Here is a 14,864-nt window from a genome sequence, read left to right on the forward strand (position 1 = left end):
CGAACGAGGAGTGGATCACTCGCAGACGATCTCGTCACGCGGCGTGTAGTGCGTGCGGTACGGCTCCCGCTTCACTTCCCGGCCGTCGTCGTAGAACACCCGCTCCACGGTGACGTCGAACCCTTCGAGCGGCGTCTGCGGCACGCACTCCTTGTCGTCGCTCACCTTCTTCTCCGGCTTCGTCACGTTCTCGCGCGGACCCGTGACCGACTTGATCTCGTCGTATGCGCGGGTGCCGAGGAAGGACACGGTGACGGAGGTGTCCGTGGACTCGGCCTGGATGTAGATGGCCTTGCCGGAGTCGTTGGTGAACCGCAGGTCCAGGCTGCCCCAGGCGACCGTCGCCTCGCGGCCCTCCGGGTAGCGCTCGATGTAGAACGAGTGCGCTCCGTGCTCCACGGGCTTGACCCCGGCGAAGAACAGGGCGTTGTACAGGGTTGTCGCCACGGACGAGACCCCGCCGCCGGACGCCTTCTGGAACCTGTCGTCGAGGATGATGATGCCGTCCATGAAGCCGTTGGCCACGGTGCGCTCACCGACGGTCCGGTTGAAGCTCCAGGTCTCGCCCGGATCGACGACGGAGCCGTTGATGAGCTGCACGGCCCGGCCGATGTTCTTCGTGCGGTACTCGGCCGGTTCGAAGTTGACGGTGAAGGAGGACATCTTCTCCGTCAGCCCCAGCTCCGCGGCGTTCTCGCGGGTCACCTCCGGCTGGGTCCGGCGCACCTCCACCTCTCCGCTGCGGTCGGCACCCGACTGGGTGAGCAGCGGCAGCACGGCCTTGCCGAGCGCCTTGTCACTGACCGACCGGCCCACCGTGGCGTCCTCGGCCACCACGGCCTTGTCGCCTTCCGGCCGCAGCTTCGCGTTCTCGGCGGTCGTGGTGATGGCGTCCAGCGGGCCGGCCACGGCGGCTTCGGCGCGCAGGCCCTTCGCGTCGAGCTCCGGTCTCAGTGCGCCGCTGCTGTCCGGCCGCATGGTCAGATGCTCGCCCAGTGGCTCCTGGCCGACCGTGAACCGCTTGCCCGCGGCGGTGAGCGTGACGGGGCCCGACATGGCCGGTTCCGCGAAGCCGCGCACCGCCTGCCGCACCTCGTCGGCGGTGACCTTCGGCCGGGTCTCGCGGGTGGGCAGGGGAGTGGCCGTGCCGGCGTGCCCGTCGAGGAAGGAGGCGCGCAGGGGCGCGACCGCGGCGTTCACGTCCAGCGCGTACCCGGTCCGCGGCGCGACGCTCTTCACATGCCCGTCGTCGAACGCGACGGCGCCGTCCCTGACCTTCTGGTCGAGCCCTTTCGCCAGCTCCCCCAGGGCTGCCCGGGCCTTGCCCTCGTCCAGGTCGACGACGGGTTCGATGTCGCCGCCGGAGCGGAAGAGCCCGCCGAACACGCTGAGCGGATCGGCGCCGGTGCGCGCCGCCCGGTCGACGGTCTCCTGGACGTCGTAGGACAGGCCCGCACGCTCCGGATCGACGCTGCCGGTGCGGTCACCGACCTTCACGGGCAGCTCCCGGGCGCCGGCCGCCCCGAGCTCCCGTTCCAGCTTCCGCACCGCCTCCGCGCGGCTCAGCCCCCCGATCTCCACCCCGCGCACGGTCGTACCGGAGTCGATGTGGCCGCCGGTGAGGACCAGCCCGGCGAGGTACAGACCGCCCACCCCCACGGCCAGCGCGCCGCCGGCCAGGGCGAGGGGCGGGAGGGAGGTGTTGCGCGGGACGGAGGGTGTACGGGGGCGCATGGGTCTCCTGAAGATCGATACGAGGGTGCACCCGTGACGCGACGCTGCTGCGGGCAAACACATCCAGCTATCCACACATCGGGGGCAAACCGGTATGGCCCAGACCACTTATGTCCGAGATCATTCCGGAATCGGCGAAACCGGTCCTCCCGCCGGGCCCGGCCACAGAGTGGTAACGGCGAACAACGAACGGGGCGTTGACACGGTCTAGGCCACCATGAAGATCTCTTTCCTGATTCACAACGCCTACGGAATCGGAGGCACGATCACCACCACGTTCAACCTGGCCGGAGCCCTGGCCGAGCGGCACGACGTGGAGGTCGTCTCCGCCTTACGGCACCGCGAGCACCCCAACCTCGTGCTCGATCCGCGGGTGCGGCTGCGGGCCCTGGTGGATCTGCGCAAAGAGGCGGATCATCCGCTGCACCAGAGACCGGCGAAGGTGTTCCCGCCCGCCGAGTACCGCCACCACCAGTACAGCGAGCTGACCGACCAGCGCATCGGGGAGTGCCTCGCGGCGCTCGACGCCGACGTCGTCATCGGCACCCGGCCGGGCCTCAACGTGCACATCGCCCGGCAGGCCCCGCAGCACGTGCTGCGCGTCGGCCAGGAGCACCTCACGCTCGACAACCACTCGCCGCGGCTGCGCACGGCCCTGCGCCGCGCCTACCGCCACCTCGACGTGATCACCACCGTGACGGAGGCGGACGCCGCCGCCTACCGGCGCAAGATGTGGCTGCCCGGCGTCCATGTGGAGGCCCTCCCCAACAGCGTTCCCGACCCCGCCCTGCCGCCCGCCGACAGCACCGCCAAGGTGGTGATCGCCGCGGGCCGCCTGGTCCCGGTCAAGCGCTACGACCTCCTCATCGAGGCATTCGCCCCGGTCGCGGCCGCGCACCCGGACTGGCAGCTGCGCATCTACGGCAAGGGCGAGGAGCAGCCCAGGCTGCGGGAGCTCATCGAGCGGCTCGGGCTGTGGAACAACGTGTTCCTCATGGGGGCCGCCACCCCGATGGAGGCCGAATGGGCCAAGGGGTCGATCGGTGCCGCCGCGTCCAACTTCGAACCGTTCGGCATGACCATCGTCGAGGCCATGCGCTGCGGACTCCCCGTCGTCAGCACCGACTGCCCCTACGGCCCCGGCGAGATCATCCAGGACGGGACGGACGGCCGGCTCGTACCGGTCGGGGACCGCGACGCGCTCGCCGCCGCCCTGCTGGACCTCGTCGGCGACGACGAGCGCCGCCGCCGCATGAGCCGAGCCGCCCTGGACCACGCGCGCCGCTTCGCCCCCGAGCCCGTGGTCGCCCAGGCCGAACGACTGCTGGAGACTGCCGCCGCGGCCAGGGGCACCGGCCCGGCCGCCACCCCGCAGGGCCACGGAACCCGGAGCGCCCTGGCCGGCCGGGGCCACGCCGCCCGCGACGCCGCCCACGCCGCCGCCTCCGGCGTACTGCGATCGATACGGAAGGGACGCCGATGAGCACGCCGGAGAACGAGATGACCAGCACACACGAGCGCACGGCGGCCGGAGTGCCGCGGGACCCGGCCGGAACACCGGAAGGCGCGGCGACGAGCCCGCAGGACGACCCCCACGACACCCACCCGCGCGCCCACTGCGCGATCGGCACGGACGGGCGGATCACCTTCCGCCTCCAGCCGACCACCACCCCCCGGCCCCAGCTGCTCCTGCGCCTGCGCCCCAAGAAGGGCCGCCCCGAGACGACCCTGCACGTCCTCGACCTGGAGCCCGACCCCGACCGGGCCGACGGCCACCGGCAGGCCGTCCTGGAACCGCATCCGGCCCTCGACGAGGGCCGCTGGGACGTGTACCTGCTGCCGGAACCCGCAGCCGAACGCCGGCGGCTGCGCCCCGGCCTGCGGGACCTGCGCACCCTCGTCGACGGCCACCTGCGAGACCGTCCCTCGCCGGTCACGGTCAGGATCCCGTACGTCACCAAGGACGGTTTCCTCGCCCTCCGGGCATGGCGGCGCACCGCCCACGCCGAGGCCCGCGCCATCGGCGTCGAGGACCGGGCCCTGACGGTCACGGCCCGCCTGCACGGAGCCGAGCTCCACGAAGACGCCGGCGTGCTGCTGCGCCTGCGAGGCACCGACACCGTGCGAACCCTCCGCCCCCGGGCCGACGGCGACGCAAGGGGCTTCTCCTTCACGGCCGGCCCCGGGGATCTGACGGTGGACGGCGGGGGAGGGGGCGGGATCTGGGACGTCTTCGTCCGGCCCGCCGCCGACGCACCGCCGATCAGGGGCGCCCGGCTCCTCGACGACGTGGCGGACCGCAAGCACGTGCACGTCTACCCGGCGATCGAGGCGGACGGATCCGCTTTCCGCCCGTACTACACCGTCGACAACGACCTCGCGATAGAGGTGACGTAAGACCGATTCCCCGAAATGCCCGAAATGAAAATCCCGGGAGTTTCGGATGGTCGTTTCGGTGATGCGCCGCGACTGCCATGTGTGGATTTTGTGCAAAGCGGCGGCATTAGGGGGCACGAGTTCGCTCTCAACAGCCGCACATCGGGAGGGGACTTGCGGCCATAACCAAAGTCAAGTACCTAGATGAATCATGAACCTGTTCAACCGCGTTGTGCCGTCCCGCCGGCAGGCACCGCTCCCCCCACAGCGCCCCACCGGCGCACCGGCGTCCTCCACCGCCGTGCTGCCGGACCCCAACCTGTCCACTCTGTCCGGTGAATGGGTCGTCGACCCCGCGCACAGCAGGATCGGCTTCTCCGTCCGGCACGCCATGGTGACCACCGTGCGCGGTTGTTTCCTGGAGTACGAAAGCCGGCTCTACTTCGACGCGCACGACCCCGCACGGTCACGGGCCGACATCACCCTGTTCACCGCCAGCGTCGACACCGGAGTGGAACAACGCGACGCGCACTTGGTCGGTCGTGACTTCCTCGACGCCGCCACCTATCCGCGTATGCGTTTCACCAGCACAGCGGTGCAGCAGACGGGCGCCGACCTGTTCAGCATGTCGGGCGAGCTGACCATCAAAGGCGTCTCCCGACCCGTGGTACTCGACATGACGTACATCGGAAATGTCACCGACCCCTTCGGCTATGACCGGGTCGGCTTCGACGGCACCACCACCATCAACCGCTCGGACTGGGGCCTGACGTACAACAGCAGGCTCGCCGAGGGCGGGGCGATGGTGAGCGAGAAGGTGCGGCTGCAGCTCGACATCGCAGCCATCCGCACGCCACCGTCGGGCGGCTGACCGCCCCGGGGCGCCTCACGACCCGGCGTCGGGCCCGGCCACGACCCTGAACGTGGCCGGGCCGAGCGTGAGCACCCCGTCGCTCAGCGGCGTGCACCGCACACCGCCCCGGCCGCGCAGGGCCCGCTGGGCACCCGGGCCGATGGTCACGTCCATCCAGGCGCAGGGCCGGGCGGGCCGCTTCACGGCGAACTCCACCGGCCCGGCGCCGCAGTCGAGGGAGATCGTCGCCCCGACACAGGAGTCGATGTCGACGCCGCGCAGCAGGATGTTCCGGCGGGTGTGCCGCAGGTCGGCGTCGGCCGGGAGGCTCTCCGAGGCCATGATGGTCACCGCCGCGTTCCGGTGGGCGGGCCGGGCGTAGTAGCGGTCGCCGACCAGTCCCAGCCCGCGCCGTACCTCCACCCGGGTGACCCGCTCGTCGGACGGGCCGGGGGAGGGGCCGTCCGACGGCCGTCCGGCCAGCCGGTGCGCGGGCGACACCAGCAGCTGCAACACCTCCACCTGGGTCATGGCGCCACCCTACGTCCCGGTAACCGGGGGGCGGCCGTCACTCCTCCTGTCGTGGCCCGAGCCCGCCGTCCTCCACGGGGGCCCGGCCGTCCGCGTCGCCCGCGGTGAGGTGTTCCAGGACCTCGACCAGTTCCTGGCAGGCGCGCTCCACGGACCGCCGCGTGTGGATCTGCTCGGTGATCACGGCGGACAGGATCAGGGCGGTGAGCGCCATCGCCCCGTTGAAGGCCTGCAGCTTCATCATGACCTCGACGCGGCCGAGCCGTTCGAACGGCCCGACCCGGTCGGTCGCCGCCACCGTGGTCATGACCGAGGCGAACAGGGCGCACGTCATGCTGCCGGCCAGCTGGAACCGCAGAGCCGCCCAGATCAGCAGGGGGTAGACGAGGAACAGCAGACTGACCGAGCTGTACGCGGCCAGCGGCACGAGACAGCAGGCGATGACCGCGAGCCCCGCGGCCTCCTTCCAGCGCGACCTGGGCAGCGGAAGGCGTACGCGGGACAGCAGGAGCAGCACCGGCGTGACGATGAGCACGCCCATCGCGTCACCGACCCACCAGGCGAGCCACACCGCCCAGAAGCCGGGCCATTCGATCCTGTCCGTGGCGATCAGGATGCCGGCGCCGGTGGTCGAGCTGATCAGCATGGCGGTGAACGCGCCCAGGAACACCAGGGCGAGACCGTCCCGCAGGCGCGCGAGGTCGGTCCGGAAACCGGCGCGGCGCAGCAGCAGGTACCCGACGACCGGCGCGGCCGTGTTGCCCGCCAGGACGACGAGCGCCGAGGGCGTCAGGGTGGTGAGGGACAGGATGACGAAGAAGGCGCCCAGAGCGATCCCGGGCCAGCAGCGCAGCCCGAAGAGCAGCAGGCAGGCGACCGAGACTCCGGTCGGCGGCCAGATGGGGGTGACGACGGAGCCCTCGACGACCAGTTCCCGCAGCAGCCCCAGCTGCGCCGACCCGTAGTAGCAGGCGGCGACGGCCGGCGTCTGCAGAGCGACGACCACCGGTGTACGCAGATCCTGGCTACCCACCACAGCAGCCATGAGACACCGGGGCCGCCGGGTCGGCGAGGCGGGAGCGGGCGTCGTGCCGCCCTATGGCTGAGCGTCCGGCCCGTCGAGGCCGACCACCAGGACGGCCGCGTCGTCGTCGTGCCCCACGCGCTCGGCCCCCTTGATCACGGCGGCCGCGAGCGCGTCGACGTCCATGCCCGCCACGGCCGCGATGCCCGCGAGTCGCGTCACCTGGTCGAGGCCTTCCTCCAGACGCATCGAAGGGCCCTCCACGACACCGTCCGTGAGCAGCACGAACATGCTGCCCGTGGTGAGTTCGTAGCGGGTGACCGGGTACGGCGTCCCCGCCTGTACGCCGAGGGGCGGCCCGCCCTCGTCCTCGGTGAGAGCGGACTTCCCGTCGGCGGTGGCCCAGACGCAGGGCAGATGCCCGGCCCGGGCGCTCTCCAGTACGCCGGCACACGGGTCGAGCCGCATGAACGTGCAGGTGGCGAACAGGTCGGAGCCCAGGGACAGCAGCAGATCGTTGGTCCGGGCCAGAACCTCGCCCGGCTCGCTGGTGACCGAGGCCAGCGCCCGCATCCCGGCGCGCACCTGCCCCATGAAGGCGGCGGCCTCGATGTTGTGGCCCTGGACGTCGCCGATGGACAGGCCGATCCGGCCGTCGCCCAGCGTGAAGGCGTCGTACCAGTCGCCGCCCACGTTGAGACCGTGGCACGCGGGCGTGTACCGCACGGCCAGGTGCAGCCGACCGGCGAGGGGCAGGTACCGCGGGAGCATGCCGCGCTGCAGCGCGATCGCCAGTTCGACCCGGGACCGCTGCATCTCGGCCTGCGCACGTGCCTGAGCGGTCAGGGCCCCGAGCCTGGTCAGCAGCTCGTCGCCGTCGTCCGTCGTGCCGGTGCGGGACATGGATCACTCCGGCGAGGATGGCCACGGTGGGCGACGACCCGACAGGTCAAATCACCCGATTTATGTCCATAGGATGATACTCAGGCGAACGCCTCCGCGACGACCTCAGGCTCCTCGGGGGCTCTGGAGGCCCTCCCGCACCTCCGCGGAATCCCTATGCCGCCCCACCGCCGCCAGCACGAACGTCACGCTGATCAGCAACGCCCAGGCCCCGAACTTCTCCACCCCCACCGGCTCCCAGCCGTGCTGCTGATACGGGTAGCGCCAGGCGCCGGCCAGGGTCGCCAGGTTCTCCGCCACCCACAGGAAGAACCCGATCAGCACGAACGACAGCGCCAGCGGCATCCGCCGGCGCACCCCTCGCACCGTGAACCGCACCGACGTGCCCAGCGTGACGGCCCCGAGCAGTCCGGCCAGCACCCAGCGCGCGTCGGGCAGCCAGTGGTGGCTGAAGAAGTTGACGTATATGGCGGCGGCGACCAGGGCCGTCGCACGCGGCCGATAGCGCACGATGGCCAGGTCGAACAGGTGCCAGGCCCGGCAGATGTAGCTGCCCACGGCCGCGTACAGGAACCCGCCGTACAACGGGACGCCGGCGAACTTCAGCACGGCCGGTTCCGGGTAGCTCCAGGAACCGAGCGACACCTTCACCAGCTCGAAGGCCAGGCCGATGACATGGCAGACCGCGATGACGGCGACGTCCCGCCTGTTCTCCCACCCGCGGGCCCAGAACACCAGCGTGAGCAGCACCCCGTAGACGACCAGCAGGTCGTAGCGCGCCACAGGCAGTTCGGGGGGCAGCAGCGTGGACACGGCCACGCCGGACAGCAGGGCGATGGCGAACGCGCAGGCCCGCGTCTGTGTCCAGGCGAACGCCAGCAGCTGGCGAAGCGGTGTGGCCAGGGGGCCGGTGATGCTTGCAGGGATCATGGTGCCCTGTAGGACGACTCCGTTCGCTCAACGGTTGCAGCGAAACTCCCTGCTCGGAGCCCCGCCACCCGTGCGCTGCCGCGCTTGGGCCACGGCCTCCCGCAACAGCCCCGACAGTCGCTGATCGGCGTCCGGGGCGGAGCACAGCACGCCGATCGCCTGCTCGAGGTGACGGCGCCCCGGCCCGCGCCACCACAGCAGATCGCCGATCCGGGCCGCCGGGCCACCCGCGGGCGCGTGGGTGAGCCTCGCCGCCCTCGCGCGGCACGCACGGCCGTGCCGCGCCAGCCGCCGGGACGCGGGACGCACCAGGCGGGCCGCATCCACGACCGAGCCGACGAGCAGCGGCGCGTAGGCGCGGCCGGCGGGGCGGGCGTCGGCGAGGTCGGCGGCCAGCGGCCACAGGGCGCGCCGGGCACCGTCACCGACGCTGTCGTTGACCACCCGGACCAGGGCCGCGAGCGCCGGGTGTGTCCCGGCCGGGCTGTCGGTGAAGCGGCCGGAGGACAGCAGGGCGGCGGCCTCCATCAGGCAGGCGCCGTCGTCCGGGTGCAGGTGGGCGAAACGCCCGGGCACCGGAAGGCTGTCCGGGACTCCGGCAGGGGACTCGACGGACGCCCTGCGGTTGGGAAGAGCGGTCATGGTCGGCCTCCGGCTGTGATCACAGACCGGTGACGGTGTGCAGCAGGAGATACAGTGCCGCCGCCGGGATTCCCGCGCCGGGGAACGTGAGGATCCAGGCGGTACCGATCGAACGAGCCACCTGCCAGCGTACGTCGGAGAAGCGCCGCGTGGCACCGGCACCCAGAATGGCCGCGGTGATCGTCTGTGTGGTGGAGATCGGCGCCTTCACCAGGAACGCGGTCGTGTAGAGGACGGCCGCGGCAGCCGTCTCGGCGGCGAACCCGCGCGGCGGATCGAGATGCACGATGCGCCGTCCCAGGGTGGTGATGATGCGACGCCCGCCGGTGTACGTGCCGGCGGCCATGGCGAGCGCCACGGCCGCGATCACCCACACCGGCACGGAGAAGCCCTCCTGCCAGCCGGCCGTGACCAGCGCCAGCACGATGACCCCCATGGTCTTCTGCGCGTCCTGCAACCCGTGCCCCAGCCCCATGGCCGCGGCGGAGACGGTCTGTGCCATGCGGAACCGCCGCGTGACGCGCCGGGGCGTCGAACGGCGGAACACCCAGAGGATGCCCGTGTGCAGCAGATAGCCGAGCACCACGCCGACCAGCGGGGACAGCAGCATCGGCAGGACGACCTTGTCCAGGATGCCCGACCACTGCACCGTGGCGGACGCGGCGAGCGCGGCACCCACCAGCCCGCCGATCAGGGCGTGCGAGGACGAGGTGGGCAGCCCCCGCCACCAGGTGAAGACGTTCCACCCGATGGCGCCGAGGAGCGCGCACAGGACGAGCAGCAGCCCCGAGGTCGCCTCGGGCGCCTCGATGATGCCGCTGCCGACGGTCTGGGCGACCCCGGTCCCCAGGAAGGCGCCGCAGAAGTTCATCACCGCGGCCATGGCCAGTGCGACCCGCGGTGTCAGCGCCCTGGTGGAGATCGAGGTGGCGATCGCGTTGGCGGCGTCGTGGAAGCCGTTGGTGAAGTCGAACGTCAGACCCACGATGATGATCAGCACCACGAGGGCGAGCTCCATGCCTGATCACCTTTCGACGCGCGGTCGCACGGTTCCATCGTGCGCTCCACGAGCCGATCGGGCCGTGCGGCTACGCCACGCGGTGCGGGCGATTCGAAGGAACCCTGAGAGGCGGACACGCCGCTTTACGGTGTTCTGATGCGATCTGTTCCTCCATGGGTGCTGGTGTCATCCGGGTGTGCGCCGGTCTTCCTGATCATGGGCTGGCTGGTGGCGGCATCGCTCCAGGGACACCCCTACGATCCCGCCGCCCAGACGATCAGCGTCCTGGCGGCCCCGGGGAGCAGCGGTTCCTGGGTGATGACGGCGGCGTTCATCGGATTGGGCTTCTGTCACCTGCTGACCGCCTGGGGCCTGCGCCCGGCCGCGACGGCGGGGCGGATGGCCCTGGCGGCCGGAGGCGTATCGGCACTGGCCGTGGCCGTGGTCCCGGCACCGAGCAGCGGCGGCTCACTGGGCCATGGTTCCGTGGTCGCCGTGGGGTTCGCCGTCCTCGCGGCATGGCCCGTCCTGGCGGCCAGGGCCGGAACCGCCGTGCCCTGGGCCCTGCGTCCGTTCCCGTCCCTGGGGGCCACGGCGGTCATGGCGGTCGGAGCGGCCTGGTTCCTGGTCGAGTTGCACCTTCATGGCGTGGCCGGTGTGGCCGAGCGTGCCGTGACGACCCTTCAGTCGGTCTGGCCCCTCGTGGTGGTCCTCTCCTGCCTGCGCGCATCCCTGCGCGATGGGCACCCGAGCTGACCGATCACTTCCGGTCTGTTGACAGGTACGGACCAAAGCGCAACTCTGAGAGCGCTCTCAACTATCGACCGACTGTCGAACGGAGGCAGAGCGTGTTGCGAACTCTCAGGCGCCGGGCCACGACCGCGAGGCTGTCCCTCGCCATGGCCCTCACCGCCGCCCTCGCCGGCTCGCTGCTGGCGACCGGAACGGGTGCGCCGGCCCATGCCGCCGTGCCGGCGACGATCCCTCTGAAGATCACCAACAATTCGGCCCGCGGCGAGCAGTTGTACATCTACAACCTCGGCACGGAACTCTCGACCGGCCGGCAGGGCTGGGCCGACGCAGGCGGCACGTTCCATCCCTGGCCGGCGGGCGGCAACCCGCCGACGCCCGCCCCCGATGCCTCGATCACGGGCCCGGCGGCAGGGCAGTCGGCAACGATCCGCATGCCGAAGTTCTCCGGCCGCGTGTACTTCTCCTACGGCCAGAAGCTGGTCTTCAAGCTCACCACCGGCGGTCTGGTCCAGCCCGCCGTGCAGAACCCGACCGACCCCAACCGGAACATCCTGTTCAACTGGTCGGAGTACACACTCAACGACTCGGGCCTGTGGATCAACAGCACACAGGTCGACATGTTCTCCGCTCCCTACGCGGTGGGAGTGCAGCGGGCCGACGGCAGCACCGCGTCGACCGGCCGGCTCAAGCCCGGCGGATACAACGGCTTCTTTAACGCCCTCCGAGGGCAGCCGGGAGGCTGGGCGAACCTGATCCAGACCCGCCCCGACGGCACCGTGCTGCGCGCCCTGTCACCGCTGTACGGCCTGGAGACCGGCGCCCTGCCGGCCACCGTCATGGACGACTACATCGACCGCGTCTGGCAGAAGTACGCCGGCTCGACCCTGACGGTCACCCCGTTCGCCGACCAGCCCGGCACCAAGTACTTCGGCCGGGTCTCCGGTGGCGTCATGAACTTCACCAACAGTGCCGGGGCCGTCGTCACCAGCTTCCAGAAGCCGGACGCCTCCTCCGTCTTCGGCTGCCACCGACGGCTGGACGCCCCCAACGACCAGGTGCGCGGCCCGATCTCGCGCACCCTGTGCGCCGGATTCAACCGGTCCACGCTGCTGGTCAACCCCAACCAGCCCGACGCCGGTGCGACCGACTTCTACAAGGACAACGTCACCAACCACTACGCCCGAAAGATCCACGCCCAGATGGCGGACGGCAAGGCGTACGCCTTCGCCTTCGACGACGTCGGCCACCACGAATCACTCGTGCACGACGGCAACCCGCGCCAGGCCTACCTCACGCTCGAACCGCTCACCTGACCGGCCTTCCGCACGCCGTCGGCACCACGATCCGATCGTGGTGCCGACGGCTTTGTGTTGCTGACCTGCACGCTGTTCTCAAAACAATCCGAAGCGCACGAAGTTGGCCCTTCATCAGTTTCCGAATCAATTACAACTTTACGATCTCTTGGTGTAGTTGGGCTGTCGATTACGTGAGCCTCATTGGCATCACGCGGTGACCGCAACCCCTGCCGGAACAAGGGCCATTGCGGTCGCTTTCCCCCCCACGCAATGGTGAGAGGCACCAAGATGACGATGAACCACGCCCTGCGGTACGGCAGCCGCACGCTCGCGTTGACGGCGACCGCACTCGGGGTGATCGCGGCGGCCGTGCCGGCCGCGGCCGAGGAACAGCCCACCGCGGAGCAGATCATGGCCGACTGCGCTTCCGGTGAAGGCAAGTGCAGTTTCAATTCCCCGGAACTCGGCAAGGCCTATCTCGGTGAGCCCCGTCAGGTATCCGAACTGCTCTTCAACTGCACCGATTCGGCCGCCTCACAGTCGATGTCCTGGGCCGACACCGTGGGCTCCTCCCATTCGGTGGGCGGATCTGTCACCGTGGGCGGTGGCATCGAGGGCATCATCACCGCCAGTGTGACCGCGACGTACAACTACACCTGGCAGAGCTCGCACACCGAGACGAGTTCCTTCACCGTGTCCGTGAAGCCGGGGCAAGTGGGCTGGATCTCCCGCGCCCAGGTGATGCGACAGATATCCGGCACGTGGCAGACCCACTACGACGACCCCAAGTGGGGCCACTACTACTGGTTCGTGCCCGACACGGTCACCGGCCCGGCCCCGAACGGCACGGACGGCAAGCACAGCGCGGTCGTGGTCAAGTCCCGCAAGATGACGGCCGACGAGAAGAAGCTGTGCGACGGCGGCTCCACGGAGAACAAGGTCTTCACCCGCAGCCGCTGAGCCGGCCCCGTCTTGGCAGTGGGGCCGGCCGTGGCTACTTCGGGTCGCGGTCGAAGAGCGATTTGGACCAGAGGTGACCGAGCGCGGCCAGCCCCACGCACCAGACCACCGCGAGCCATCCGTTGTGGCCGATTGCGGTGCCGAGCAGCAGACCGCGCAGGGTCTCGATGGCCGGGGTGAAGGGCTGGTACTCGGCGATCGGCTGGAACCATCCCGGCATCGCGTCGACCGGCACGAAGGCGCTGGACAGCAGCGGCAGGATCATCAGCGGCATGGCGTTGTTGCTGGCCGCCTCGGCGTTCGGACTGGACAGGCCCATTCCGACGGCGATCCAGGTGAGCGCCAGGGACATCAGGACCACCAGCGCGAAGGCCAGGATCCACTCCAGTGCGGTGGCGTCGGTGGAGCGGAAGCCGATGGCCACGGCGACGGCGCCGACGAGGGCCACGCTCATCGCGCACTGGATCACGCTGCCGACGACGTGCCCGACGAGTATCGAGCCGCGGTGGATCGCCATCGTGCGGAAGCGGGCGATGATCCCCTCGTTCATGTCCATGGAGACGGACACCGCGCTGCCGATGGTCGTGCCGCCGATGGTCAGCATCAGGATCCCCGGGAACAGATACGCGAGGTACTCGGACCGGCCCCCTCCGCCGCCCTCGATACCGGCGCTCATGGTGTCACCGAAGATGTAGACGAAGAGCAGCAACAGCACGATCGGGCTCAGCAGCAGGTTCAGGGTGAGGGACGGATAGCGGCGCACGTGCAGGAGATTGCGGCGCAGCATGGTGGAGGAGTCACGCAGGGCGAGGGAGAGGGCGCTCATCGGGCAGCCTCCTCGGGCTGATTCGGCTGGTTCGGCTGGTTTGGCTGGTTGGGCCGGTCGGTGGTCAGGGCGAAGAACACGTCGTCGAGGTCGGGGGTGTGCATGGTCAGCTCGTCCGCCTCGATGCCGGCCGAGTCCAGCCAGTCCAGGATCGAGCGCAGTTCGCGCTGACTGCCGTCGCTGGGGATCTGGAGGGCGAGGGCTTCGTCGTCGCGGGTGACCTCGCGTAGGGCGGTGGCGGCGTTCCGGTAGGCGGTGGGGTCGGTGAAGCGGAGCCGGACGTGTCCGCCGGGGACGATCCGTTTGAGTTCCTCGGCGGTGCCTTCGGCGGCGAGGGTGCCGTGGTGGAGGACGGCGATGCGGTCGGCGAGTTCGTCGGCTTCCTCCAGGTACTGGGTGGTGAGGAAGACGGTGACGCCGGTGGTGACGAGGTCGCGGATGATCTGCCACATGGTGTGGCGGGCGCGGGGGTCGAGGCCGGTGGTGGGTTCGTCGAGGAAGATGATCCTGGGGTCGCCGACCAGGGTCATGGCGATGTCGAGGCGGCGTTTCATGCCGCCGGAGTAGGTGGAGGCGGGCTTCTTCGCGGCGTCGGTGAGGTCGAAGCGCTCCAGCAGCTCGGCGGCGACGCGGCGTCCCTCGCGTTTGGGCAGGTGGTGCAGGTCCGCCATGAGGAGCATGTTCTCCTCGCCGGTGATCAGGCCGTCGACCGCGGAGAACTGACCGGTCACCCCGATCGCGGCCCGGACTCCGTCCGGTGACGTGGCGAGGTCGTGGCCCGCGACCTGTGCCTGTCCGCCGTCGGCTGTGATGAGGGTGGAGAGGATCTTCACGGCGGTGGTCTTGCCGGCGCCGTTCGGCCCGAGCAACGCGAACACGGACCCGGCCGGAATGTGGAGATCGAGGCCGTCGAGGACGGTCTTGTAGCCGTACGACTTGCGCAGACCCACGGCGGAGACGGCGGGAGCCGACGCGTGGCCCTGACTGGATGTGGACATGACAGATGAAGGCATGGAGCCCTCCCGTTCGAAGGCTGA

General features: G+C 70.4%; 15 protein-coding genes. 6 read left to right on the top strand and 9 right to left on the bottom strand.

The features are described from left to right. Positions 1 to 15: 15 nt before the first annotated feature. Positions 16 to 1,734, bottom strand: coding sequence for a VanW family protein (locus QOL88_RS37350; RefSeq protein ID WP_097222614.1), 1,719 nt, complete (start codon positions 1,732 to 1,734; stop codon positions 16 to 18). Between the two features lie 217 nt (positions 1,735 to 1,951). Here QOL88_RS37350 and QOL88_RS37355 point away from each other — a divergent pair, with 217 nt between their 5' ends. The 3 genes from QOL88_RS37355 (at position 1,952) to QOL88_RS37365 (ending at position 4,981) form a co-directional block, all read left to right on the top strand. Then, positions 1,952 to 3,217, top strand: a complete 1,266-nt coding sequence (locus QOL88_RS37355) for a glycosyltransferase family 4 protein (protein WP_097222615.1) — start codon at positions 1,952 to 1,954, stop codon at positions 3,215 to 3,217. A gap of 17 nt (positions 3,218 to 3,234) precedes the next feature. Continuing rightward, a complete protein-coding gene (locus tag QOL88_RS37360; protein WP_257027998.1) occupies positions 3,235 to 4,131 on the top strand; it encodes a transferase in 897 nt (298 codons plus the stop codon). Between the two features lie 190 nt (positions 4,132 to 4,321). Further along, positions 4,322 to 4,981 carry a YceI family protein gene (locus tag QOL88_RS37365; protein ID WP_097222616.1) on the top strand — a complete coding sequence of 220 codons (660 nt, stop codon included), beginning with the start codon at positions 4,322 to 4,324 and terminating at the stop codon, positions 4,979 to 4,981. A gap of 15 nt (positions 4,982 to 4,996) precedes the next feature. Here QOL88_RS37365 and QOL88_RS37370 read toward each other — a convergent pair whose 3' ends face one another. The 6 genes from QOL88_RS37370 to QOL88_RS37395 form a co-directional block, all read right to left on the bottom strand. Continuing rightward, positions 4,997 to 5,494 carry a molybdenum cofactor biosysynthesis protein gene (locus QOL88_RS37370; protein ID WP_097222617.1) on the bottom strand — a complete coding sequence of 166 codons (498 nt, stop codon included), beginning with the start codon at positions 5,492 to 5,494 and terminating at the stop codon, positions 4,997 to 4,999. Positions 5,495 to 5,531: 37 nt separating this feature from the next. Further along, positions 5,532 to 6,530, bottom strand: a complete 999-nt coding sequence (locus tag QOL88_RS37375; RefSeq protein WP_097222618.1) for an MASE1 domain-containing protein — start codon at positions 6,528 to 6,530, stop codon at positions 5,532 to 5,534. Between the two features lie 60 nt (positions 6,531 to 6,590). Then, complete coding sequence (locus tag QOL88_RS37380; protein WP_097222619.1) at positions 6,591 to 7,421, bottom strand: PP2C family protein-serine/threonine phosphatase; 831 nt, start codon at positions 7,419 to 7,421, stop codon at positions 6,591 to 6,593. A 105-nt stretch (positions 7,422 to 7,526) separates the two neighbouring features. Further along, positions 7,527 to 8,351 (bottom strand): DUF817 domain-containing protein, encoded by an 825-nt coding sequence (locus tag QOL88_RS37385; protein WP_179879070.1) that lies wholly within the window; start codon positions 8,349 to 8,351, stop codon positions 7,527 to 7,529. Between the two features lie 27 nt (positions 8,352 to 8,378). Further along, entirely contained in the window at positions 8,379 to 8,993 is a 615-nt protein-coding gene (locus QOL88_RS37390; RefSeq protein WP_097222620.1) for a hypothetical protein, read from the bottom strand. Positions 8,994 to 9,012: 19 nt separating this feature from the next. After that, positions 9,013 to 10,011: an inorganic phosphate transporter gene (locus QOL88_RS37395; RefSeq protein WP_097222621.1), complete on the bottom strand. Its 999-nt coding sequence runs from the start codon at positions 10,009 to 10,011 to the stop codon at positions 9,013 to 9,015. A gap of 138 nt (positions 10,012 to 10,149) precedes the next feature. On the opposite strand from QOL88_RS37395, the gene QOL88_RS37400 reads away from it, so the two are divergent. The 3 genes from QOL88_RS37400 to QOL88_RS37410 all read left to right on the top strand — a co-directional run bounded on the left by QOL88_RS37400 (position 10,150) and on the right by QOL88_RS37410 (position 13,001). Next, positions 10,150 to 10,749 carry a DUF998 domain-containing protein gene (locus QOL88_RS37400; RefSeq protein ID WP_097222622.1) on the top strand — a complete coding sequence of 200 codons (600 nt, stop codon included), beginning with the start codon at positions 10,150 to 10,152 and terminating at the stop codon, positions 10,747 to 10,749. A 92-nt stretch (positions 10,750 to 10,841) separates the two neighbouring features. After that, on the top strand, positions 10,842 to 12,059 hold the full coding sequence (locus tag QOL88_RS37405; protein ID WP_257027999.1) for a glycoside hydrolase family 64 protein: 1,218 nt from the start codon (positions 10,842 to 10,844) through the stop codon (positions 12,057 to 12,059). Between the two features lie 270 nt (positions 12,060 to 12,329). After that, positions 12,330 to 13,001: a hypothetical protein gene (locus QOL88_RS37410; RefSeq protein ID WP_097223367.1), complete on the top strand. Its 672-nt coding sequence runs from the start codon at positions 12,330 to 12,332 to the stop codon at positions 12,999 to 13,001. Between the two features lie 34 nt (positions 13,002 to 13,035). On the opposite strand, the gene QOL88_RS37415 is transcribed toward QOL88_RS37410, so the two are convergent. Further along, the gene (locus QOL88_RS37415; protein WP_097222624.1) at positions 13,036 to 13,827 is read right to left on the bottom strand and encodes an ABC transporter permease; all 792 of its coding nucleotides are present in this window, start codon (positions 13,825 to 13,827) and stop codon (positions 13,036 to 13,038) included. Further along, on the bottom strand, positions 13,824 to 14,840 hold the full coding sequence (locus QOL88_RS37420; protein ID WP_097222625.1) for an ATP-binding cassette domain-containing protein: 1,017 nt from the start codon (positions 14,838 to 14,840) through the stop codon (positions 13,824 to 13,826). Before QOL88_RS37420 ends, QOL88_RS37415 begins: the two co-directional genes overlap by 4 nt. Positions 14,841 to 14,864 lie beyond the last annotated feature (24 nt).

Source organism: Streptomyces sp. Ag82_O1-12, from assembly GCF_900182715.1.
GTDB classification, from domain to species: domain Bacteria; phylum Actinomycetota; class Actinomycetes; order Streptomycetales; family Streptomycetaceae; genus Streptomyces; species Streptomyces massasporeus.